23 protein-coding genes are annotated in these 23428 nt (G+C 43.1%); 13 read left to right on the top strand and 10 right to left on the bottom strand.

Annotated elements, in window-relative coordinates; genetic code table 11:
- Position 1: 1 nt before the first annotated feature.
- On the bottom strand, positions 2-694 hold the full coding sequence (locus WCY03_RS06905; RefSeq protein ID WP_345991475.1) for a CvpA family protein: 693 nt from the start codon (positions 692-694) through the stop codon (positions 2-4).
- The gene (locus WCY03_RS06900; protein WP_345991473.1) at positions 684-1610 is read right to left on the bottom strand and encodes a GGDEF domain-containing protein; all 927 of its coding nucleotides are present in this window, start codon (positions 1608-1610) and stop codon (positions 684-686) included. Before WCY03_RS06900 ends, WCY03_RS06905 begins: the two co-directional genes overlap by 11 nt.
- Positions 1611-1826: 216 nt before the next feature.
- On the opposite strand from WCY03_RS06900, the gene WCY03_RS06895 reads away from it, so the two are divergent.
- Complete coding sequence (locus WCY03_RS06895; RefSeq protein WP_345991471.1) at positions 1827-3176, top strand: 3-deoxy-7-phosphoheptulonate synthase class II; 1350 nt, start codon at positions 1827-1829, stop codon at positions 3174-3176.
- A 94-nt stretch (positions 3177-3270) separates the two neighbouring features.
- Here WCY03_RS06895 and WCY03_RS06890 read toward each other — a convergent pair whose 3' ends face one another.
- The 3 genes from WCY03_RS06890 to gatC are packed head-to-tail and all read right to left on the bottom strand — an operon-like array spanning position 3271 to position 4986.
- Entirely contained in the window at positions 3271-4350 is a 1080-nt protein-coding gene (locus WCY03_RS06890) for a type IV pilus twitching motility protein PilT (RefSeq protein ID WP_345991470.1), read from the bottom strand.
- Complete coding sequence (locus WCY03_RS06885) at positions 4347-4688, bottom strand: arsenate reductase family protein (protein WP_345991469.1); 342 nt, start codon at positions 4686-4688, stop codon at positions 4347-4349. The genes WCY03_RS06890 and WCY03_RS06885 overlap by 4 nt, the downstream gene beginning before the upstream one ends.
- Positions 4689-4695: 7 nt before the next feature.
- A complete protein-coding gene (gene gatC / locus WCY03_RS06880; RefSeq protein WP_345991467.1) occupies positions 4696-4986 on the bottom strand; it encodes an Asp-tRNA(Asn)/Glu-tRNA(Gln) amidotransferase subunit GatC in 291 nt (96 codons plus the stop codon).
- A 110-nt stretch (positions 4987-5096) separates the two neighbouring features.
- Here gatC and WCY03_RS06875 point away from each other — a divergent pair, with 110 nt between their 5' ends.
- Genes WCY03_RS06875 through WCY03_RS06865 form a run of 3 tightly spaced genes read left to right on the top strand, consistent with a single transcriptional unit; the run spans position 5097 to position 7516 of the window.
- Positions 5097-5693 (top strand): hypothetical protein, encoded by a 597-nt coding sequence (locus WCY03_RS06875; RefSeq protein ID WP_345991466.1) that lies wholly within the window; start codon positions 5097-5099, stop codon positions 5691-5693.
- A gap of 3 nt (positions 5694-5696) precedes the next feature.
- On the top strand, positions 5697-6701 hold the full coding sequence (locus WCY03_RS06870) for a hypothetical protein (RefSeq protein ID WP_345991464.1): 1005 nt from the start codon (positions 5697-5699) through the stop codon (positions 6699-6701).
- Positions 6701-7516 (top strand): tyrosine-type recombinase/integrase, encoded by an 816-nt coding sequence (locus WCY03_RS06865; RefSeq protein WP_345991462.1) that lies wholly within the window; start codon positions 6701-6703, stop codon positions 7514-7516. Before WCY03_RS06870 ends, WCY03_RS06865 begins: the two co-directional genes overlap by 1 nt.
- On the opposite strand, the gene WCY03_RS06860 is transcribed toward WCY03_RS06865, so the two are convergent.
- Genes WCY03_RS06860 through WCY03_RS06840 form a run of 5 tightly spaced genes read right to left on the bottom strand, consistent with a single transcriptional unit; the run spans position 7491 to position 13183 of the window.
- Complete coding sequence (locus WCY03_RS06860) at positions 7491-8177, bottom strand: phosphatase PAP2 family protein (RefSeq protein ID WP_345991460.1); 687 nt, start codon at positions 8175-8177, stop codon at positions 7491-7493. The two genes, WCY03_RS06865 and WCY03_RS06860, sit on opposite strands and share 26 nt — an antisense overlap.
- Entirely contained in the window at positions 8174-9613 is a 1440-nt protein-coding gene (locus WCY03_RS06855) for a glycosyltransferase family 39 protein (RefSeq protein ID WP_345991458.1), read from the bottom strand. Before WCY03_RS06855 ends, WCY03_RS06860 begins: the two co-directional genes overlap by 4 nt.
- Positions 9597-10820 (bottom strand): glycosyltransferase family 9 protein, encoded by a 1224-nt coding sequence (locus WCY03_RS06850; RefSeq protein WP_345991456.1) that lies wholly within the window; start codon positions 10818-10820, stop codon positions 9597-9599. Before WCY03_RS06850 ends, WCY03_RS06855 begins: the two co-directional genes overlap by 17 nt.
- Positions 10821-10823: 3 nt before the next feature.
- Positions 10824-11744, bottom strand: coding sequence for a lysylphosphatidylglycerol synthase transmembrane domain-containing protein (locus WCY03_RS06845; RefSeq protein ID WP_345991454.1), 921 nt, complete (start codon positions 11742-11744; stop codon positions 10824-10826).
- Positions 11745-11788: 44 nt separating this feature from the next.
- Entirely contained in the window at positions 11789-13183 is a 1395-nt protein-coding gene (locus WCY03_RS06840; RefSeq protein WP_345991452.1) for a glycosyltransferase family 39 protein, read from the bottom strand.
- 196 nt (positions 13184-13379) lie between these two features.
- Here WCY03_RS06840 and WCY03_RS06835 point away from each other — a divergent pair, with 196 nt between their 5' ends.
- The 9 genes from WCY03_RS06835 to WCY03_RS06795 all read left to right on the top strand — a co-directional run bounded on the left by WCY03_RS06835 (position 13380) and on the right by WCY03_RS06795 (position 23418).
- Positions 13380-14144 carry a motility protein A gene (locus WCY03_RS06835; RefSeq protein WP_345991451.1) on the top strand — a complete coding sequence of 255 codons (765 nt, stop codon included), beginning with the start codon at positions 13380-13382 and terminating at the stop codon, positions 14142-14144.
- Positions 14144-14923 carry a flagellar motor protein MotB gene (locus WCY03_RS06830; protein WP_345991449.1) on the top strand — a complete coding sequence of 260 codons (780 nt, stop codon included), beginning with the start codon at positions 14144-14146 and terminating at the stop codon, positions 14921-14923. Before WCY03_RS06835 ends, WCY03_RS06830 begins: the two co-directional genes overlap by 1 nt.
- A complete protein-coding gene (gene fliP, locus WCY03_RS06825; RefSeq protein WP_345994068.1) occupies positions 14923-15654 on the top strand; it encodes a flagellar type III secretion system pore protein FliP in 732 nt (243 codons plus the stop codon). Before WCY03_RS06830 ends, fliP begins: the two co-directional genes overlap by 1 nt.
- A gap of 22 nt (positions 15655-15676) precedes the next feature.
- Positions 15677-16558, top strand: a complete 882-nt coding sequence (locus WCY03_RS06820; RefSeq protein WP_345991447.1) for a hypothetical protein — start codon at positions 15677-15679, stop codon at positions 16556-16558.
- Complete coding sequence (locus WCY03_RS06815; RefSeq protein ID WP_345991445.1) at positions 16555-18552, top strand: EAL domain-containing protein; 1998 nt, start codon at positions 16555-16557, stop codon at positions 18550-18552. The genes WCY03_RS06820 and WCY03_RS06815 overlap by 4 nt, the downstream gene beginning before the upstream one ends.
- A gap of 9 nt (positions 18553-18561) precedes the next feature.
- Positions 18562-19674, top strand: a complete 1113-nt coding sequence (gene trmA, locus WCY03_RS06810) for a tRNA (uridine(54)-C5)-methyltransferase TrmA (RefSeq protein WP_345991443.1) — start codon at positions 18562-18564, stop codon at positions 19672-19674.
- The gene (locus tag WCY03_RS06805; protein WP_345991441.1) at positions 19674-20282 is read left to right on the top strand and encodes a hypothetical protein; all 609 of its coding nucleotides are present in this window, start codon (positions 19674-19676) and stop codon (positions 20280-20282) included. Before trmA ends, WCY03_RS06805 begins: the two co-directional genes overlap by 1 nt.
- Before the next feature lie 122 nt (positions 20283-20404).
- Positions 20405-21640, top strand: coding sequence for a hydrogenase small subunit (locus tag WCY03_RS06800; protein ID WP_345991439.1), 1236 nt, complete (start codon positions 20405-20407; stop codon positions 21638-21640).
- The gene (locus WCY03_RS06795; protein WP_345991437.1) at positions 21640-23418 is read left to right on the top strand and encodes a nickel-dependent hydrogenase large subunit; all 1779 of its coding nucleotides are present in this window, start codon (positions 21640-21642) and stop codon (positions 23416-23418) included. The genes WCY03_RS06800 and WCY03_RS06795 overlap by 1 nt, the downstream gene beginning before the upstream one ends.
- The last annotated feature ends 10 nt before the right edge of the window (positions 23419-23428 follow it).

The following is a 23428-nucleotide window of genomic DNA, read 5'->3' as shown; positions in this document are numbered from 1 at the left end:
CTTAGTTAACTCTCTTTTTCATATCTTCTGGCATTGCGTCTTTTATTTTCTCTTTGACTTCATTTGTCATATTTTCTTCGTTCTTTTGGATCTGATCTGATACGTCTTTTAAGACTTTGTCTTTACTTTCGGCTATGGTTTTTTCTATCTGCGTCTGCATCTCTTCTTGTTTTTTAGTGACGGTCTCGTTAATATCTTTTGAGACTTGGGTAGTGTCAAGCTTCATGATAAAACCACCCGTTTCCACCAAGACAGGAAAGAGGATACTGCTTTTCATCGTGTCTTGCATATTTGTTTTGATGACTTTGATATTGTAGACCGCATATGCGATAACAGCGATGATCAAAAAGAATTTTCCCGCACCTACGACAAACCCCATTATTTTATCTACAGGACCCAGCCCGCTCAGCTTGCTTAGTTTTTTAAACGCAAATCCGACACCGACCATGACCAGCCAAAAAACGGCAAGCGTCACTAAAAAGCCCGTAAAATTTATAGCGGTCTGATTTTGAATATGCAGCAGAGAATCGCTCAGCATCTGACCGATACTGCCGCCTGCGCGTGAAGCGACAAAGACACCGCCTATTATACCTATGAGCCCAAAGAGTTCTTTAAAAAAGCCGTTTATTATTCCTTTTAAACCTAGGAGCAGTATGATCGCTCCGACTATGATGTCAAAATAACTAATTTCCATCTTTCTCATCCAATACTATTCTATTTTTACCGTCTTTCTTTGCTTTGTAAAGCGCTTTGTCCGCTCTTGAGATCAGAGTGTCCGGGGTATCGGTATTTCGCAATGTGGTTGCACCCAGACTTACCGTGACGTTGATGTTGAGCTCTTTATATATGAGCTTGTTGGTCTGCATCAAAGAAACGATCCTGTTTGCCACGTTCGCACATTCGGTCTTTTGGATACGGTTTAAAATAACGACGAACTCTTCTCCGCCGTATCTGTATATCCTGTCGCCGTCTCGAAGGGTCTTTCTCAAAATATTCGCTAAAAATATCAGAACCTTGTCGCCGACCACATGCCCGTAGGTGTCGTTGATGATCTTAAAGTCGTCGATATCGATCATAAAAAGATGAATGTCATTTGTATGATGCAGGTTCTTACAGATGTTCGCAAGGTGTTCGGAGAGCATCTTGCGGTTATAAACTTTTGTAAGATGATCGATCTGCGAAGTCTTTTCAAGTCTTTCTACTTTTTTGGTCAGATCCGAGATAAGATTGTTCGCTTTGCTTACCTCTTCGATCATATGCATTTGAATACTGCTGAACTTATCGGTTATATCCTCTATGCTTATCAAAGGGTCCTGGCAGTCGTCTATGGTCTGTTTGTGCTTAAATGCGAGCTCTTCAAATTTTTTATTCGTGTCGTCATAATGTTTTATGCTCTCTTTTGCCAGGTCCTTAAAGCCGTCATCAAGGGATCTTCTTAAGCTGTCAAGTGCGTCGGGCAGTTCGAAATCCAGGTTCGAAATCATGTCGACCGTTGATCTCATCAAGTCAAGAAGATGGTCTTTTGATATTATGCCGTCCTGGCCATCTATTTTTGAAGTGATATCGTTATATAACTCTTCCAATATTTTTTTTGCATTAGATTTATTCATCTTTTTGACTTTCATTTTTTAATAGTGATGTCATTATACATTTTTAAGTATAAAAATATCTTTTAAGGAGGTATGATATTTGAAATTGGATCGTTTAAAATTTAAAATCAGAGGTATTTTAGGAACTTTTTAGTAAAATCACGCAATTTGTAATCAAATAGTATTTATGTAAAGCTACTATTTCCTTTATATAATAATTGTAAATAAGGTTTAAAAATGAGTAATTGGAATCCATCAAGCTGGAGAGGAAAACCGATCCTGCAGCAGCCGGTATATCCGGATCAGGAGCATCTAAACCGTGTTTTAAGCGAACTTAAAAAATATCCGCCGCTTGTTTTTGCAGGAGAAGCGCGTTCATTAAAAGCACAATTGGCAGAAGTCGCGAACGGGCGTGCTTTTTTACTTCAAGGCGGAGACTGTGCGGAGAGTTTTTCAGAATTTCATGCACAAAACATCAGAGATACGTTCAAAGTCATACTTCAGATGTCCGTAGTCATGACGTATGCAGGTGGTCTGCCGGTAGTTAAGGTCGGACGTCTTGGCGGTCAATTCGCAAAACCTCGCTCGAGCGATACGGAGACGATAGACGGCGTAACATTGGACTCTTACAGGGGCGATATTATAAACGGCGTCGACTTTACAGCCCAAGCGCGCGTTCCGGACCCTGAAAGAATGATCAAAGCATACAACCAATCGGCAGCGACGCTCAATCTGCTGAGAGCGTTCGCATCGGGCGGCTTGGCAGATCTTCATCAGGTTCATAAATGGACACTCGATTTTGCCCAGCAAAACGAGATAAGCAAAAAATATGAGGAGCTCGCAGAAGATATCGGCACTTCATTGAAGTTTATGGCGGCATGCGGCATTACGTCAAGTACATACAGAACCTTGCGTGAAACGGATTTTTATACCTCTCATGAAGCGCTTTTGCTTCCGTACGAAGAGGCGTTCACAAGACAGGATTCACTTACCGGAGAATGGTACGATACCTCTGCACATATGCTTTGGATAGGAGACAGAACACGTCAGCTTGACGGCGCGCATATAGAGTACATGAAGGGGATCAAAAACCCTATCGGTGTCAAAGCGGGACCGTCGACCGATCCCGATGATCTGATCAGACTTGTAAATGCATTGAACCCTCAAAATGAAGCGGGACGTTTAAATATCATCGTCAGAATGGGTGCAGATAAAGTGGGTGAAGGTATGCCTAAACTTATCCGCGCCATTGAACGCGAAGGTATGAAAGTGGTCTGGAGCTGTGATCCGATGCACGGCAATACGATAAAATCGTCAAACAACTTTAAAACTCGTCCGGTCGACTCTATTTTGACAGAGATGAAACAGTTTTTCCAGGTACATAAATCGGAAGGTACTTTTGGAGGCGGTGTGCATCTGGAGATGACGGGCAGGAACGTCACTGAGTGTATAGGCGGTTCTTTTGTCGTCACGGAAGAGGATTTGAGTTCTCGTTACCATACGCACTGCGACCCGCGCTTAAATGCGGATCAAGCGCTCGAACTTGCATTTTTGATCGCAGATACGTTAAAAGAAGCTCAAAAGTAAGAGCTTCTTCATAATTTGTTCGCTTGGGGGGATAATAAAATACCCCTTTAAGCTACTTCTAGCAGCTCGGCATTTCGTATAAAATTCTTTTTTGTTACAGACCTTCTATCATCTTTATAAGCTCTTCTGGACGGTTTGAGAAACCGATAGCGTTTTCTTTTGAAATGATCTTTTTTCTTAAGAACTCTATGATCTCCTGTGTTTGTGTGGTCATACTCGTAGACTGTTGGTTCAACTGCATTTGAGAATAGAGCTGATGAACCTTGTCTTCGCGGATAAGGTTTGCGATCGCAGGATTTACGACGAGCAGCTCCTGTGCAGCGATACGGCCGCCGCCTATGCGGGGGATAAGCGCTTGAGAGATAACCGCGATCAGCGAAGTCGAGAGCTGTGCTCTTACTTGCGGCTGTTCATCTCCGCCGAAAACGTCGATGATACGGTTTATCGTCTGCGGTGCAGAATTGGTGTGCAGCGTTCCAAAGACGAGGTGTCCCGTTTCTGCTGCGGTCAAAGCCGCTCCGATGGTTTCTTTGTCACGCATCTCACCGATCAGGATAACGTCGGGATCTTGACGCAGTGCATATTTGAGCGCCGTGTGGAATCCGTTCGTATCGGTTCCCACGTTTCTTTGTGAAAAGAGGGATTTTTTATTTTTATGAACGAACTCGACCGGGTCTTCGACGGTGATAACATGTTTCTTCTCCGTTTCGTTTATCTCGTTTAACATAGCCGCTAGAGTCGTCGATTTACCGCTACCTGTCGGACCGGTCACAAGAATAAGGCCCTTTTCGCGCTTTACGAGTTCTTTAAATATCTTTTTGGCATTGAGATCGTCAAGCGAAGGGATGTCTGTCGGGATGATACGAAAAGCACATGCTATATCGCCCATCGTCTTGTAATAGTTGGAACGAAAACGTCCGACATCGGGGATCATTATCGCAAAATCGAGCTCGTTGAACTCCTCAAAATCCTTTTTTTGTTTTTCCGATAACAGCGAATAGGCCATATCGGTGATCATGTCACCGTCTAAAACGGGAAGATTTAAAGCGACAAGCCTTCCGTCCCTGCGGATCTGAGGCTCGGAATTGGCGACAAGGTGAAGGTCGGAAGCCTTATAGGCGACAACACTTTTCAAAAGTTTTTTTATGTCTAGTTTTTGAACTTCTTGACTCATAGAAACTCCATTTCATAAATCTCTTTATCGTATCCGACTATTATACCACCCGGATATTGTATTACAGGTCTTTTTATTAAAAGATTCTCTCTGCACAGCCAATCGATCTTGTCGGTCTGCTCTAAGTTTAGCTTTTTTAAGTTTAATTTTCTATATGTCGTACTTTTGGCGTTAAAAAGTTTATCTATATCTACATTTTTCAGCCATGCCGAGATTTCGTCGCAGTCTGCACTCTTTGTTTTGAAATCTCTAAAGGTGAACTCTATATTGTTGTCTTTTAAAAATTTGAGGGCTTTTTTTACGCTGTCGCAATTTTTTATTCCGTTTACAACGATCATAAAAAAATCACTCTATGATTTTAGGAACTATGAAAAAATGATCCTGAGCATCAGGTGCGTGTTTTAAGATATCGTCATTGACGCTGCGATTGCATTTTTCTGTATCTTCACGTGTGAACGTAGCCTGATCGTTCATAAAAAACTTGTCATCGACATTATCCGTATTCAGTTCGTTTAGGTTATCGACGAACGAGACGATTTCTGAAAGCTGAGCGATGATCTCCTCTCTTTTTTCATCGGATACTTTGAGGTATGACAGTTTTTCCAAACGTGTTAAAAGTGCATTATCGACTTGCATTGGGCTCCCTTGTTTTATATAGGAGATTGTAACAAAAAAAAGCTGTTTCACAAAACTTTAACAATCTATTTGCTATCATTATTGACAATTTAAATAGACGGAGATAATTTTTGAGCTTAAAAGAGAATATATCTATGGTAAGAGATGAACTTAACGCAGAAGAGAAGTTTTTTGAAAATGCCGTTAAGACTGAGCGTTTTGTAAAAAAGTATAAGACGAAGCTGATAGGTCTGGCCGTTGCCGCAGCCGTGATCATCGGAGCAAACATCGTTTATGAATATATAAAAAACAGCGAAGCAGAGGCTTCAAACGCTGCCCTTATGATCTTGAAAAAAGATGCAGGCAACAAAGAGGCTTTAGCTGTATTAAAAGATAAAAATCCTAATCTTTATGATCTGTACATGCTCTCGACGGCGATCGAAAAAGGAGATGTAAGCAAGCTTAAGGAGCTGCGATCTTCAAAAGCTTTAGCCGTGTCCGATCTCGCTTCGTATCAGATCGCGTCTCTGGAGAAAAAACAGGCTGACCTGAACAGTTATACAAATAACGAGGATTCTATATACAGAGATATGTCTGCTTTGCAAAGTGCCGTTTTGCTTATGCAGGAAAAAAAGCTGGATCAGGCACATAGAAAACTCGCACTGATCTCATCCTCTTCACCGGTTTATCCTGCAGCGATGTCGTTGATGCATTATGGTGTAAAGTAAAACGTGAAAACTTTTTTATATATTACAGCCCTGTTCAGTTTACTGGTATTAGGCGGATGCAGCAGCAAACAAGTATTTGAACCTGCGAAAGACACTGTCGGTTCGTGGAAATATAAAAATGATCTGAAAGACTCGATCGTAGACGTTACTTCAAACGGGGCTCTTTTACAAAACGGAAGCGTGATCGTCAAAGACAATGTCATCGACATGGGTATTTCGATAGACAAAGAGAGACTCATCGGGGTAAGCGATAAATGGATAATCACATCGGAGATAGACGGCAATCTGACCCTTATATCTAAAAGCGACAAAACCCTCAAAGATATTTTCGAGCTCAAAAAAACGGTAGCCGCCGCCAGTGTAAAGGGTGATCTTCTGGCCGTGCTTTTTGCAAGCAACGAGTTGGCGATATATTCCGTAAAAACCAAAAAGATAATCTTTCATTCGCAGGGAAATGCTCCTCTCATCGTCAATGCAAAGATCGTCAATCCCTATTTTTTGGATGATCTTGTTCTGTTCTTGACGCTTGACGGAAGAATAGTCATCGTCAACTCCAAAGAAAAAAAAGTGCTTAGATCCATTATCGTAAGCAGTGCGGAAAATTTCAACAATATAACCGCTTTTAGCGTAGTCAACGACAACCTTGTTGCCGCGACGGGATACAAGATACTGTCGCTGACGAACAAAGAGATACGCGAACCTTATGAGATACGCAACATGAAATATGACAAGGACGGCATATATATAGCTACAAAGCAGGGTGAAGTCGTCAATCTGACGCCGTCTCTTCAGGTAAAAGCAAAGACAAAATTCCCTTTTGCCCACTTTTTGGGGATGATAGTAACGGATAAAAGAGTATATCTGCTCGAGAAGCAGGGCTATATCATCTCCCTTACTAAAGATCTCTCATCTTACGATCTGTATGACGTAAGTATAAGCAAAGACAGCTACGTCTATGTCGGAGATAAAGCGTTTTACGTGGATGACGAGTATTTCTCCATAAAATAATGTCGAACGAACTTGAAGCGTTTATAGAGTATATCACGGTCACAAAAGCGTTAAGCAAAAGAAGCATAGAAGCGTATAAGAACGATCTGAAGCATATAGAGGATGCTTTAAAAAAACCTCTTATTAAGCTTGATTCAAACGAGGTTCTAAATTTTCTGAGCGAGTACGCCAACAAGCGTACGTTAAACCGCAAACTCTCTTCTGTAAACGCATTTTTCGATTTTTGCTACAAGAGTCGGTTTGCAGACGAGAAAAACCGTTTTAAACTTTCAAAGATACCAAAAACTCTTCCGAAATTTTTATCTTTTAATGACGTCAAAAAAGCATTGTCGCTTATAGACAGATCGTCGTGGATAGGACTGCGTGATTACGCGCTCATTCTTTTTTTATATGCCAGCGGTACAAGGATAAGCGAGGCTTTAGCACTTAGACGCGAAGATATCGAGGGTGAATGGCTGCATATCAGACATGGAAAAGGCGACAAAGAACGCATTGTGCCGATAGCCGATATCTCTTTAAAAGCGATAGACGCATATCTGAATGAGATCCCTTTTGAAAAGGACGATATCTGGCTCAACTATCAAGGCAAGCCTCTCAGCCGCATATCTGCATATAAGATTACGCAGAAGTATCTGGGGGTTTCTCCGCATGTTTTAAGACACTCTTACGCGACTTCGCTTATCATCGGGGGAGCGGATCTGAGAGTTGTTCAGGAACTGCTGGGGCACGCTTCTTTACTGACGACTCAGATATATACGCATGTCCAAAAGCAAAACCTTCAAGACACGGTCAGGCAGTACCATCCGCTTGCTTGAATATTTTTTCTTTGAGTTTTGAATATAAGAACAGGGTGGAGAGGGTACCAAGCAGCGCACCGGCGGTGATATCGCTTAAAAAATGATCGCTGTCCATTATCCTTCCGCTGACCAAGATAACGGAGATACCGAGCCAGAGATAGAGATATCTTGGAAAAAGAAGAATAAGATAGGTAAATACGGCAAATACGGTAGTCGAGTGGCCCGAAGGAAACGAGGTGTAGGTCGTAGGTGCGTCGGCAAGCGTGACAAAATGGTATTTCATCTTTTCGACAAATCCCATATCGAAGTTTTGAAACAGTAAAAACCCATACTCGTCGCCGCCTTTTCGCAATCCCCATGGACGTATTCTGCCGAAGATGTTTTTAAGTATGATGCTGAGAAGTCCGGAGAAAAGATTGGTGTAGAGCAGAAACAGAAATCTCTGTTTGTAAAGCTCGTTTTTCTTAAAAAATCCGAAAAATAGAAATCCGATAAGCGCTGCTCCGATATACCAGTAAGATTCGCCGAAGATACTGATAAAATCACCCGCCGCTTCGTAGGTCGAGGCTCGTGCTAAAAAATACCGTGCTATGTTTTTATCGAGATAAAGATAGGCAAAGATGATAAACAAGAGGGTAAGAGAGATCGTAAAAAGATACCGTTTTTTCAAAAAGATCATTTGAGTCCTTGGTAGTTCTTGCATGTAAACAGGTTTACGGTGTTTACTTTGTGAGAGTTTAACATGATATCGAAACTTTTATCTTCTACGATGCTGTCGCATTTCATATATTTGCTTATGTCTTTATGGAAAAAATGGGTATCTATGATTACCAGATTTTTTCCTATCGGCGAGCCTTTTTGCCAGATGTCGAACTGGTCGTACCTGTCGTCTATCAGATAGACCTTGCTTTTATATTTTTGATCGTAAAAGATGGCACGCGATGCCAGTGTCCAGTTTGTCACGGCTATGGCGTCTTTTTCTTTGTCTTTGACAAAGCCGTTTGCCTCTTTTAGGATTGTGTCCCAGCCGTATATATCACGGTGAAGCGATTGGTAATCAGGCAGGGGGATCATTTTAAAGCCGAGTTCGGCGTATGCCAGAGCCGAGACAACAAGCCCGAACCAAACAGCTGCACGCAAATATTTTTTGTATCCGTTTGCAAGTTCGAGCATATAGTATGTTCCCATAGGAATGAAAAGCAGATAAAAAAGCGCACTCCAGTGAGGCAGGGCAGGTTTATGCAGCGACGCATACGTAAAGAACGAGATAAGCACAAGGCCAAAAAGTCCCGAAAGAAAGATCGTATCGTCTTTGCTTTTAAGCGCTTTGTAGAGACCGAAAAAGGCTACGGGAAAGAGCAGAGGGTTGTATGCTCCAAACTGCGCAGCGATTGAGCCGAAAAACCCTTTCCAGTCGATGCGGCTTTCCCCTACGACATGACCACTTTGGTAGGTGAAGCTTATCCAATCATGCTCTATATTCCAGTAGATCACCGGCGAGATCAAAACGAGTGCGATGAAGACGGCGGGAATGATCTTGAAAGTAAAGATCATGTCCCAGCGTCTTTTGATCAGGACATAGAGGATTATGGGGATTATGAACAAAACGGCGGTATATTTTGCAAGCCCGCCCAGACCGAGTAATATTCCCAACTGTATCCACGATGAAAGAGAGCCCGTTTTTTCTACTTTCACAACGGTAAATATGATAGGAATGACAAGTAAAAATAAAAACGTATCGGGCAGAAGCATAATGAACAGAGCATTGAACAAGAACGATGCATGCAGTGCAAGAACGGCAAAAAAAGCGGTCGAAGAGCTTTTGCTTATCTCGTAAATGAGCTTGTATACGAACAGGGATGTAAAAAAGCCGATAAGAACGGCACCGATCCTTGCACCAAACTCGTTTACGCCGAATATGGACGTAAAAAACGCTTCCGTCCACCCTACGAGCGGAGGATGGTCAAAATAGCTCCAGTTGAGATTGAGACCGTATAGTACGTAGTGGGCCTCATCGACCCCAAGACCGACATGCGCGGATAAAAGCAGCCTTATCACGGCTACTGAAGCGATGAAGTAAAAAAGCGGATAGTGCTCTTTATTTAGCAATTTCATCTAGTTTAAATTTGAGAGTATTGAACACCCAGTCAGGCGTGATGACTTGGATGCACTGGTTGTCCGTACACGGTGTTTTTCTATGGTTAGCCGCACTGACGCAAGGACTGCACGCCATACCCGCAAAGATAGGAGTCGTCGGTCCCAAAGAGCCGTAAAGTGCAGGAGTTTCCGGGCCGAAGATCACAAAAGTATGCATATCGGTAATAGAAGCGAAGTGTGCAGGACCCGAGTCGTTTGTGAGCATGAACGCACTGAGAGAGTACAGAGTAGGGAGCTGCAAGAACTTGACTCCGCCCGCAAAATTGATACATCTCGCATTGTTAACGCAGTCCGCAAGGGCTTGCGCACCTTCAAACTCGGCAGGCGCTCCCGTCAGGAGTATGAGGGCTTTGTCATTGTACGCAAGAATCTTTTTAATAACCTCGCAGTAGTTTTTTCTATCCCATCTGCGCTGAGGAAGCAGATCCGAAGCATTTGAATTGACCAGTATGACAGGGTTTGTTTTTTCATCGAATCCACTGTACATTTTTGAGATGATCTCCAACACTTCTCTTTGATCCGTTTCGTCAATGACGGCTTTTGCGATACGGATCTCTTCGTCTGGGATGACACGTTTGGTAAATGGGATCTCATCTTTTTCGCTGAGAAGCGCGTCGACTAGTGCAACGAAACTCTTTGCGATGTGCTGATGCGGGTTATACGCTACTTTTTTGCTCAAAAAATCGCCGCGGTACAACCCTTCGTTATGAAAACTGTGAAAACCGACACGGTTCTTTGCACCGCTTACAAACGATAAAAGAGCCGTAACCCTGGAAAAAAGCTCCAGATCTATCGTGGAGTCTATTTTGTTCTTTCTGCACCAGAATATAAATTTTATGGCACTTACGATAAGTGAGATGAGACTGCTTTCATCAAGTGTATATATGTTTTGGTTTTTTACGGTCTTTAAAAGGTCAAGGCTTACTTTGTTCTTGCTGAAGATGACAAAAAAGAGTTCGCCCTGTATGTTTGCTTTGAGTTTTCTCATAGCGGGATCGACGATGATGGCGCTTCCCATTTCGGAGAGTTCTATCAAGAGGACGTTCTTCGGTTTGACTTTTTTGCCGGAAGAAAATATCTTCATGGTCTTGTCCATGATCGTACCGATAAATGTCAGCGGAACACCTACGTAATAATCTATTTTTCTCATTAAATCAACGTTCACTGTCTATCCTATCTTTTTAGTTTTTTTTGAGATGCCTTTTATCCAAAAGTACGAACCCGGCAATGCGCTGATGATCAGCAGCAGTCCGTAGAGGATCGATATTGCGAGTATCTTTGTTTTATCCTCGTAAACAAGCATCAGTATCCCGACCATGGCACCTTCGCGGATTCCCCATCCTGCAAGGGAAAGAGGGACTATCATAAGTAAAAATACGGGCGGTATAGCGATGAGAAATATCTGAAAATCGAGTTTGACGTCGATGCTCAGTGCGATGGCAAATATCGCCATGAGCGTTAAGAGATGGACTCCTACCGAGATACCTATATGTTTTAAAAGTATCGTTTTGTTTTTGTATAAAGAGTTAAGTCTGTTTGCCAGTCTGTAAAAGAGATTTAAAAATTTATAATGCTGTAAAAAATGGATCTTGTTAAGAAAAAACAGCAGGGTAAAGCCGGATATTCCCGCCAAAGAGATCAAGATGATGAGATATGAAAAGCTGTCTTTAAACGTTCCGAAAAAGAAGATAGTGGAGAAAAGATTGAGGACCAAAAGACCCACAAGTCCGACGACTCTGTCGACAAACACTCCGTAAAATGCTTCTTTTTTGTCGTATCCGTGGGATGTAAGATCCAGTACGCGCACGGCGTCACCGCCGATACTGCTGGGTAGAACCTGGTTGAAAAAACTGCCTTTAAAATAACTGTTGACATAAAAGGAAAGCGGTTCGTCAAACACAAGAAGTTTGCTGATCGCACGCCATCTGTAAGCCGCGAGATAGGTACTTCCCATCTGAAATACAAGAGCTATGAGAATATCGCCGCCGTGGCTTTTTGAAAGGACTGTTATAAGGGCGTAAAAGTCTATATATTGGAACAGATAGTAAAAAATAGCGATAGTAATAAGTAGTTTTAAGACGTTTTTCATCGACAGCCAATATTTAAAATAGACGATATTTTATCGAAATAATACTAATAATGCTCTTTAACGCGGTAGATATGAAACGTTTTTGTAGAATGCAGTCCGTTTGTAACGGTTAAAGTGTCTACCTCTTTGACATCTTTGTATACCTGCTTGAGCCTTGTTTCTTCGGGATCTCTTGTCAGCACAAGACCGTCTTTGAGATACCCTTTTTTTCTCCACATATCATACTGGCTGTATCTTGAGGGAAGTGCCAGATCGGCATCGGGATGACCCGGCAGATAATATGTCAGATACGCGGCTATGGTGAGATGGTCTCCGTAAAATGAATCTCCTTTTTTCGCATGTTTGGCAAGCAATTCTACTGCTTCTTTGTTTCCATACATTCTCTCTTGTACATAAGGGAGAAAAAACAAAAAAGCGATCCTTCCTAGAATCGTAAAGATCAAAGCTACGATGAGACCTGCTTTAAAAGTCTTTTTCATCTCATATTTTGAGATGATAACGGCTAAAAGCACTGCTGCAGCGATATATGCAGGTGCCGAGTAGTTCAGCGCCATTCTTGTATAGAGACTTTTATACATAAAAAAGAGAAGTGTGACGACGATGCTGAGCGAGATGAAGAAGAGTTTGTCGTCTTTAAAATAGAGCCTGTCTTTTATCAAAAAGAAAAACAGTACGGCCGTAAAAACAGGAGAAAATATTCCGAACTGTCCGCCGAAAAAATCAAAAAAGAGATGGGGATATATTTCGTATGAGGAGGTGGATCCATGATGCAGCTGAAAAGTAAAACTTATCCAGTCATGCTTATAGTTCCAAAAAAGCATCGGAGATACGACAAGAGCGGCTATTGCCATGGAAAGATACATATAAGGGTTTAAAAAAAGATCGCGCCTTTTTAAAAGCATAAATATGACCACGCCTGCTATATATAATATTGCCGTATATTTGCTCAGCATCAGCAGACCTAAAAAAAGACCCGTAAGGATAAAATCTTTTTTCTCTCCGATGAAAAGAGCCCTGTAAGTATAATACATGGATACGCTCCAAAACAGGATCAGCGGCGAGTCGGGAGTGGTTATGATATAACCAGCATGAGTGAGTATCACCGAGGAGAATATTATGAGGGCGTTTAATGCGGTTTTCTCATCGGAGAGCATTTTTGTGAGCTTAAATATGTACAATGCGGCGATGCTCATGCTAAAGACGTTTACCAGCCGGACACCCCATTCGTTTTGGGAGATAAAATTAGTTAGATACAGCATAAAAGCGATCATAGGAGGATGGTCATAATATCCGGCTTGAAGATGTCTGCTCCAGACCCAATAGTACGCTTCATCACCGTGCAAAGGCAAAAAAGCGTTGTAAATGGCACTGAAGATCGCTAAAAAGATAATCAGCAGATAAGCATTTTTTGTCGGGTTGTCATAGAGAGTCGTTTTCATAGCTTGATTTATATCCGTTTCAGTTGCATTATAGTTTGTAAAATTTCAAAATTATACTTAAAAATCTGTTGATTAATGTAGCGGCTAATGAAAGTTGTGGTATCATAAGCCAAAAATATATAGACGTTAAGTGGTTGGACATAATAAACTTAATTTAAGATTTAAAAGTGTTTTTCATGCTTGTTAAGGTGAGTGAATGGATTTAGGTACGGTCATAGGTTTAGTCTTGGTCTTGGCACTTCTTTTTGGTGCTATGGCGATGGGTGTCGGTATAGGTGCTTATATCGATATACCCTCAGTCTTAATCGTTATAGGCGGTTCGGTAGGAGCTCTTCTGGTCTCATTTAAAATGGAGCAGATGAAGAACTTCGTCAAGATATTTATGATCGCCGTCAAACCTCCGCAGCAAGATGTCCCCGAACTCATAAAAAAACTTGTCGATTATGCCACCCAAGCCCGTAGAGACGGTATCTTGGCCCTTGAAACAGCCGCGAATAACGAAGAGAACGAATTTTTGAAAAAAGGGCTTTCAATGGCGGTAGACGGAAATGAACCCGATACTATCCGTGATCTTCTGGAAATAGAGATGGAGCAGACAAGCAGCCGTCATAAAAGCAATTCCGCGATCTTTAGCAACTGGTCCGGGCTTGCCGGTGCGATGGGGATGATCGGTACACTGATCGGTTTGGTCGCGATGCTTTTGAATATGGCGGATCCTTCGGCGATCGGTCCTTCGATGGCGGTCGCTTTGCTTACGACCATGTACGGCGCGATGATCGGTAATATCTTCGGAAATCCTGTCGCCAATATATTAAATATCCGCAATGATGACGAGATGCTTGTGATGCAGATGATCGTTGAGGGAATCATGTCGATTCAGGCCGGCGATAATCCAAGAACACTGGAAGGAAAACTGCTTAGCTATCTTCCTCCTGCAAATCGTGAAAGCCAGTTTGACTAATGGCTAAAGAAAAATGTCCCGACTGTCCTGAATGTATGCCGGAGTGGCTGGCTGCATTTGGGGACTTGATGAGTCTTTTGCTTTGTTTCTTTGTTCTTCTGCTCTCCATGTCGAGCATGGATGCGAAAAAGGTGTCTGAAGCCATCGGTTCTCTTTCGGGTGCGATGAGTGTCCTTGAAGGCGGTACAAAAACCGAGATATCAAAGATGCGTATTCAAGAATCGACTCCTATTGAAAAGCAAAACGAATCGAGCCAAACGGTAAACAGGGTAAGCCAGGCTATCATAGACGCAAACGAAATGATGCAAAAAGGTCATGGTCCGACGATCTCCGTCGAAGAGGCAGAAGAGGGGTTTGTCATAAATCTTCCTTCGTCGCTTCTTTTTAAAATCGGCAGCGCGAAGATAGAGAATGAAGACGCACTGCTTTTTTTAAAACGTATAGCTTTGATCATAGAAGAACTGCCTAATGAAATGGATATTACGGTAAAAGGGTATACCGACAACACGGCTCCGGGAAAAAATTCGCCGTATAAGGACAACTGGGAACTCTCGTCTGCGCGTGCTATTTCCGTACTTAAAGAGCTTATCGATGACGGGGTCAAACCAAACAGGATCAATGCCGCGGGATATGCGGAATATAGCCCGATGGCCACCAATGCGACAGCAGAAGGACGCGAGCAAAATAGGCGTGTCGAGATCAGTTTCTACGGTAAAAAAACGGCCAAAAGCGATAGCATCAAAAAAAATATATTGGACAAGGCAGCCGTATCTAAATGATAAGAGCTATACTGATCCTATTTTTTCTGGCGTCTTCCGTATTTGCGGCAAATGCAGTTATTCCTACTGTCAATTTTTCATTGTCCGCTCCGGACACTCCTCAGCAGCTGGTAAGTTCGCTCAACGTCTTAGTGGCTTTGACGCTTTTGTTCCTGGCTCCGAGCATCGTTCTTGTTATGACGACGTTTACGAGGTTCGTCATAGTTTTCGGTTTTTTGCGTCAGGCGCTCGGCACACAGCAGGTTCCGCCGACACAGTTGATGGTGATGCTCGCACTCATCCTTACTATATTTGTCATGGAACCGGTAGGACAAAAAGCTTATGACGCAGGCATAAAACCCTATTTGGAAAAAAAGATAGGATATGAAGAAGCGTTTACCAAGACGGCTCAGCCTTTTAAAAACTTTATGATCAGAAATACAAGAGAGAAAGATCTTGCTCTTTTTGTCCGTATCCGCCATCTGCAAAACCCAAAGAGCATTGAAGAAGTGCCGCTTTCGGTTGTCATTCCCGGGTTTATCATCAGTGAACTCAAAACCGCTTTTGAGATCGGCTTTTTGATATTCCTGCCGTTTTTGATCATAGACATGGTTGTCGCTTCCATCCTTATGTCGATGGGTATGATGATGCTTCCGCCGGTTATGATATCGCTGCCGTTTAAAATACTCGTCTTTGTCCTTATTGACGGCTGGAATCTTCTTATCGGAAATCTAATCGCCAGCATAAAATAGAGAGGGAGGGGGAAAGAGTTTTATGAGATCGCTGCTTATCATTTTTATCTCTCTTCTTTTTATCGGCTGCGGACCGGCTAAAAAAGATACTCTCATCATATCGTGCAATGAGTGGATAGGATATTCGCCGCTTTATTATGCAAAAGAGAAAGGGTGGCTCGACAAGCTGGATATAAAACTTGTCAATGTCGTCTCTCTGGGTGAAAATATGGGTTTGTACGATGTCGGGAGATCTGATGCGTTTACGGGAACGCAATATGAGTACTCGTTGATGAAAAACAAGGACAAAACCCTTATGCCGATCATACTTCTGGACAGATCGTTCGGAGGTGATATGATATTTAGCAACAAAAGCATTAAAGAGATGCAAAATTCAAACGAAAAGATAGATGCATATCTTGAGATGAACTCCGTAAACAATCTTTTACTCAAATACTTTATAGAAAAATATAAGATCGATAAAAGCAGGATAAACTATATAAACAAGGATCAGGCGGTCATAGAGACTCTACAAAGCAAAAAATTCTCGTCTAAAACGGTGCTTCTTGTCACTTACAGCCCATATGACGCCAAATTGAAAAAAAACGGTTTTCATGAAGTGGCTTGTACGAAAAACGGATTGACTCTGGTCGTAATAGACGCTTTATATGCCGATAAAGAGATATTCGGTGCTCATAAAAAACAGTTTTTAGCACTGAAAAAGATTATAGACGATGCAGTAACGGTTGTCCAAAAAAACCCAAAAGAGTATTACCGGGTAGTTAAACCCTACTTAAAAGGGTATACCTACGATGAGTTCATCGTTTCTTTGAACCAAATTGAATGGATAAATAAAAATCTCTCTAAAGAGTTAGAAAAAAAACTTGATTCCATACGATTTTCAACGGCGGATATCATAAGATGAAACTCTCAATAAAAGAGTTCAATCTGATCTTATATGCGATCATCATAGTTGTATTTACGTCATTATCTGTTTTTATGTACGTTTCTCAAAGAGAAAAGATGGTCGATCTCATAGCAGGCGATATACAAAAAAATCTTCTGGAAGTCGGTTATTACGCTTCAAAAGTTTTAGACAGTACGAAAAATATCTCCGTTTTGGAGCCTATGATAGACCGCAGGGTCGCATCCAACGAGATCGTAGACGACTTCTTGGTCTTGAAAAATCAAACACCGATCTTAAGCAGCAAGGTAGGCGATGTAAAACTTCCTAAAAAAGATCGGATTTCAAGCGATCTGAAACATATCTCGTTTTATGATTTGTTGAACAAGAAAGGGTTTCAAACAGATATCTATATTTATGAGCAGGACAAACCCATAAAGTTAAATCTTCTTTTGATCTTGAATCATGATCTGATAAAACAGAACTTTTTAGATCTGAAGACGAACTTTTTGATCATCTATGGGCTGATCTTCGTATTTATCTATCTGTTTTTATGGAAAGTGATCGATAAATATGTGATCTTTCCTCTTGAGAAGCTTCGCCAGTATGCGTATTATAATTCTGCCATACCTCCCATGTTCATGATAAAAGAGTTGGAGTATATACGCTCCTCCATGCTTCAAACCTTTACCCGTTTGGAGATAGAAAAAGAGAAGCTTTATATGTCCTCGATCACAGACGAGTTGAGCGGTCTTTCAAACAGAAACCATCTTGAAGAGCGACTGACCAGGCTTATTGCCAAATCCGACAGGGACAAAAAAGAGTTTGCTTTCGTGTTTATGGATATCGATCATTTTAAAGACGTCAACGATCTTTTGGGACATACGATAGGCGATAATCTGCTTGTCGACGTTTCCAAAAAACTTCCCGCTACAGTGAAAATAAATGATATCGTAGCCAGAATAGGTGGAGATGAGTTTGTGCTTGTCATCAGCGAATACAAATCGCTTATGGACCTGACAAATATTTTACAAAACGTGCTGGATATCATAAGTTCGGAGTGGACGGTAAACAATCATAAGGTTAATATATCGGCAAGTATGGGTGTCGCTTTTTATCCAAAAGACGGTATGGATATAGAGAGCCTGTTGAAAAACTCGGATATCGCTTTGTTTGAAGCCAAGAACAAAGGAAGGGCAAGATTCAACTTCTTTACTCAGGAGCTGAACAAAAAGATTATAAACGAGATAGAGACGAACAATAGGATGCGCGAAGCTCTTAAAAACGAGGAGTTCGAACTCTATTATCAGCCAAAAGTCGATATTGCGACTTCAAAGATCATCGGAGCAGAAGCGCTCATCAGATGGAACTCTCCAAAAAACGGTTTGATCTCTCCAAACGAGTTTATTCCCATCGCAGAAAACAGCGGGTTTATCGTCGAGCTTGGAGAATGGATATTCAAGACGGCTTTCGAGCAGCAAAAAAGATGGTCGATGAGCGATATGTTTAAAGAGATGCTTTTGTCCGTCAATGTTTCGGCCAAACAGATCGCAAATGAAAAGTTCATGCAAAGATTTAAAACCATATATGAAAACAGCGGTGCAGATTCGAACAACTTGGAGATCGAACTTACAGAATCCGTATTCATAAACAGTGTAAAGGAGGCTTTTGAGATAGTCAACCTTTTTCACAGTCTGGGTTTTACCATATCCTTGGATGACTTTGGTACGGGCTATTCATCTTTGTCATATCTCAAAAAATTCTCTTTTGACGTTATAAAGATAGATAAGAGCTTTATAGATGACTACAGTTCCAAATCGGGTAAAGTCTATATAGATACGATAATAAAGATGGGACATTCTCTGGGGATAAAACTGATAGCCGAAGGCGTAGAGACAAAAGAGCAGTTGGAGTTCTTAAAAGAGGTGGAGTGCAATGTCTATCAGGGGTACTATTGCTCAAGACCGCTGCCGATCAGAGAATTTGAAGAGTTGGTTTTAAAAACAAATAATTAAGGGATTTTTTTGAATTGTAAATATTTTGGCGAATGCGGAAGCTGCCGTGATTATGAAGGCGGATACGAGACACAGCTTCTAAATAAAGTGGAGTCGAACAAGAAACGTTTTGCAGATCTTTATAAAGGTGACATGGATATATGCCGGTCACCCCAAAGCGGATACAGGGCAAGAGCAGAGTTCAAGATCTGGCATATAGGCGATGAGATACATTATGCTATGAACGCACTTGAGCACAAAGGCGTAGTCATCATCGAGGAGTGTCCGCAGGTAAACGTGTATATCATGGACCTTATGCCAAAACTGCTACAATCCATAAAAGAGAAGAAGATGGATAAAAAGCTTTTTGGTGCAGACTTTCTTTCCTCTTTGAGAGGCGAAATAGCGGTCTCTCTCTTGTATCACAGAAAACTGGACGGGGAGTGGGAAGAAAAAGCAAAAGAGCTGTCTCAAGAGCTTGGCATATCCATAATCGGAAGAAGCAGAAAGCAAAAAGTGACCATAGGAAAAGATCACATAACCGAGACACTTCATGTACAGGATATCGATTATAAGTTCATGCAGATAGAAAACAGTTTCACTCAGCCAAATCCAAGAGTGAACGAGCAGATGATATCTTGGGCGCTAAACCAGTTCGAAGGTCTTAGTGGTGATTTGCTGGAGCTTTACTGCGGCGCCGGAAACTTCACTATCCCGTTTTCTTCGAAATTCGATAAAGTTCTTGCAACGGAGATATCAAAATCATCCATTGCAGCTGCGAAAAACAATATGCTTTTAAACGACGTCTCCAATATAGAGTTTGTCAGGATGAGCTCTGAAGAGTTTGTTCAAGCTCTTGACGGAGTCAGAGAGTTCCGCCGTATGGGTGAAGTAGATATAAGCTCTTATGCACTTAAGACTATTTTCGTCGATCCTCCGCGTGCGGGCATGGATGAAGCATCTTGTGAATTTGCCGCAAGACATGAGAACATCTTGTATATCTCCTGCAATCCGGAAACTCTGTATAGGGACTTGAAGTATCTCTCAAAAACGCATGAGGTGCAAAAGATGGCCGTGTTCGATCAGTTTCCGTATACACACCACCTGGAGATGGGTGTTAAACTTATAAAAAGGGGTCGATAATGAAGATCTTAACGCTGATATTTTTAATAGTATTGTCTCTAAATGCCGATGAGATAGACAGAATTGACGATATCGTAAACGATATTTCGAAATTGAGAGTCAATTATGAAACCTGCATGAAAGAACTGACTGACGTTAAAGAGAAGAACAGTGTCTTAAAAACGGAAATAAGTTCTATGGAGGAGCTGAACTCCAGAAATAAAGAACCGTATGTAAAAGAGATAGAAGATCTGAAAAAGAGTGTAGAAGAGAGCAAAAAACTTTTGAAGCTCAAAGATAAAGATATCAAAAGCCTAAAAGCGAAAATAAAGAGTATGCAGACTCCCGACAACACTCTGCCCAAGCTGATTATGAAAGATGAATACGATAAAAAAGACAACAACGTAACATATTTTGAAGCAAGCTCTTTCAGGCTCAAAGAAGATAGTTACATATATGACGGTCCCGAAGGAAAAAAGATCGAGATATGGAGTAAAGATACAAGTTTTACCTCCTATATAAAAAAAGGTGATTGGATAAAAATAACGGGCTATTTTATAGACAGAGTCTGGGTACCGGCAAAAGAAAAAGAACTTTGGGTAGAAAAATCTTCTACAAAAGAGCATTGATCGTTTAGTCCTTAAATTAAATAAGAAATTATATTTTTAAGATTGTATAAATATATATTATAATTGTTTAAGTTCTGCTGGGTTAGTATGGTATACACACATTCACTTTCAAGGAGTTTGGTATGCCGGATAGAATCGAAGGGGTGAAGAAGTTGTTTACCTCAAGGAGCGCTCGAGTCGAGACGAACAAAGGTGAGTCTTATTACAACGATCTGTTTGAGAGGTGTCAGACACGATTACGGGAACTGCGCGTATCACAGCCTGCAAACGACCGGCTGGATTTCAGCGAAGTGTTAAGTAACAACGGCGTCGACAGACGCGATTTTATGAAATGGGTGAGCGCGACGACGGCGATGCTTATGCTTCCTCCGATGTTCTCCCCTTTAGTGGCCGAAGCCGCGGAGCTTATGAACCGCGCTCCGGTCATCTGGCTGGAACTCCAAGACTGCGCGGGCAACTCCGAAGCGCTTTTGCGTTCTGACGGGCCCAAGATTGACGAGATCGTCTTGGATATCATCTCTTTGGAGTTCCATGAAACGCTTCAGGCCGCAGCGGGCTTTCAGGCGGAAAAACAGCTCGAAGACGCGATCAAGACCTTTAAAGGCAAATACCTGCTCTTTGTAGAAGGCTCGGTGCCTATGGGGATGAACGGCCAGTACGGCACCATAGGTGCAGGCGCGGAGACCTTTTACGATCACCTGATGCGTGTCTCCAAAGATGCTGCGGCAGTCGTGGCAGTAGGCGCGTGCGCGACATTCGGCGGTATTCCCGCGGCTGCTCCCAACCCGACACAGGCCGTGGGCGTCATGGACGTCGTAAAAGGCAAACCCCTCATTAACATCCCCGCCTGTCCGGCAAACCCGGCCAACATGGTAGGGGTCGTTATCCACTATATCCTCACGGGACAGCTTCCCGAACTCGATTCCCTGCTGCGTCCGAAATTCGCCTTTGGATACCGTATCCATGACAACTGCGAAAGACGCGCGCACTTCGATGCGGGAGAGTATGTGGAAGAGTGGGGCGACGAGGGAGCGAAGAACAATTTTTGTCTGTACAAGATGGGATGTAAAGGCCCGATGACGTTTAACAACTGCTCCATCATACGCTATAACGAAGCGGTGAACTGGCCGATCGGGGTCGGACGCGGATGTATCGGCTGTTCGGAACCCGATTTCTGGGATAAATACGCATATGAACGCCCGATGGCAAACGCGAAGATAAAAGCGCCGGCGGGCGGAGTCGAGAAAAGCGTCGATGAGTTCGGTCTGGGACTGCTCACCGCAGCGGGTATAGGTATAGGTATTCATGCGATCGCCAGTGCAATCGGCGGTAAAAAAGAAGACGGAGGAGCAGAATAATGAGCAAGAAACATATCGTAGTGGATCCTATAACACGTATAGAGGGGCATCTGAGGATCGAGGCGGTCATAGACGAGAACAACACCATAGTAGACGCATACAGCGCATCGACGATGTTCCGCGGGATAGAGACCATCCTGCAGGGGCGCGATCCGCGCGACTGCGGACTCTTGGCTATGCGTATCTGCGGCGTGTGTACGGGTACGCATTACCAGAGATCCATCGAGGCCGTCGAAGATGCATTTGATATCACCATCCCTAAAAACGCGCGTATCGTGCGCAACCTGATTCAGGGATCGCTCTATGTCCATGACCATCTCGTACACTTCTACCATCTGCATGCACTTGATTTCGTGGATGTGGTCTCCGCACTCTCGGCAGATCCCGCAAAAACCGCCGCAGAAGCCAGAAAGTGGGCAGGTGTCGCGGGCGTGAACCCGTATACCGACGGTCAAGGCGAGTTCAAGGAGATCCAGGACCGTGTCGCCAAGTTCGTAAAACAGGGACGCCTTGGAATATTTGGCAACGGGTACTGGGGCAACAAACACTATAAACTGACCCCCGAACAGAACCTCATAGGCGTGGCGCACTACCTAAAGGCGCTGGATATTCAGCGCGACCTGGCGAAGATGCAGGCGATATTCGGCGGAAAGAACCCGCATCCACAGTCCATCGTGGTGGGCGGTGTGACCTGTGTGCAGGATATCGAGAACCCTGCGCGTATAGCCCTGTTCAAACAGCTGCTCTCAGACGGTACGAGATTCGTAAAAGAGGCATACCTTCCCGATGTTTACATGGCGGGGACGATGTACGCCGATGAGGCGACCGATTCAAAAGCCACCTTCAGCGAGCTGATGGAGGGCAAAGGCGTAGGCGGAACGGGAGGCGGTCTGCTTAACTATATGAGCTACGGGGATTTTCGTCTGGACGATACCGGCTTTTATAAATCCGCTCTGCTTTTTCCCAGCGGCATAGTGTACGGCGGCGATATCTCCAAAGTACAGGATGTGGACCCTCAAAAGATCGCAGAGGACGTCACGCATGCCTGGTATGAGGGAAGCAAACCTCTACACCCTTACGACGGTCAGACCATTCCTAAATATACAGGTCTTGACAAACGCTCAGACGGTATCGCCTACCTGAAGACGAATGAGAAATACAGCTGGATAAAATCTCCTATCTACAACGATACCCGCGTAGAAGTGGGACCGCTTGCGCGTATGATCGTGGGAGTGGCAAGAAAAGACGAGAGGATCACCAAATACGTGATGAACTTCTTAAAACGCGGAAACCTTCCGGTCTCCGTGCTCTTTAGTACCGTAGGAAGAACCGCGGCGCGCGCCGTGGAGACGGAGCTGATGGCCGATATGCTCGTCGAGTGGGCGGATGAACTCGCCGCAAACGCAGCAGCGGGCGATCTTCGCACCTGGACGGAGTTTGACTTTGATAAAGTGAGCGTAAAGACCAAAGGTATGGGACTTGCAGAAGCGCCCCGCGGTGCTTTGGGACACTGGGTAAAAATAGCAGACGGCAAGGTCGCCAACTATCAGGCCGTGGTCCCTTCTACCTGGAACGCCGGACCGCGTGATTATAAAGGAAGGATGGGTGCGTACGAGGCAAGCCTCATCGGCACGAAAGTGGCCGACCCGCAGCAGCCTTTGGAGATCATCCGCACCATCCACAGCTTCGACCCGTGTATCGCCTGTGCGGTGCATGTGCTCGATACGAAGGGCAAAGAGCTGGGCGTCTATAAGATAGACACGCAGTGCAGTGTCTAAGGAGGCCTAT

The sequence above is a fragment of the Sulfurimonas sp. HSL-1716 genome (genome assembly GCF_039645975.1).
In the GTDB taxonomy this organism is placed as follows: domain Bacteria; phylum Campylobacterota; class Campylobacteria; order Campylobacterales; family Sulfurimonadaceae; genus Hydrocurvibacter; species Hydrocurvibacter sulfurireducens.
Note: the sequence above shows the minus strand (reverse complement) of the source record. Positions and strands in the feature narration are given on the sequence as shown.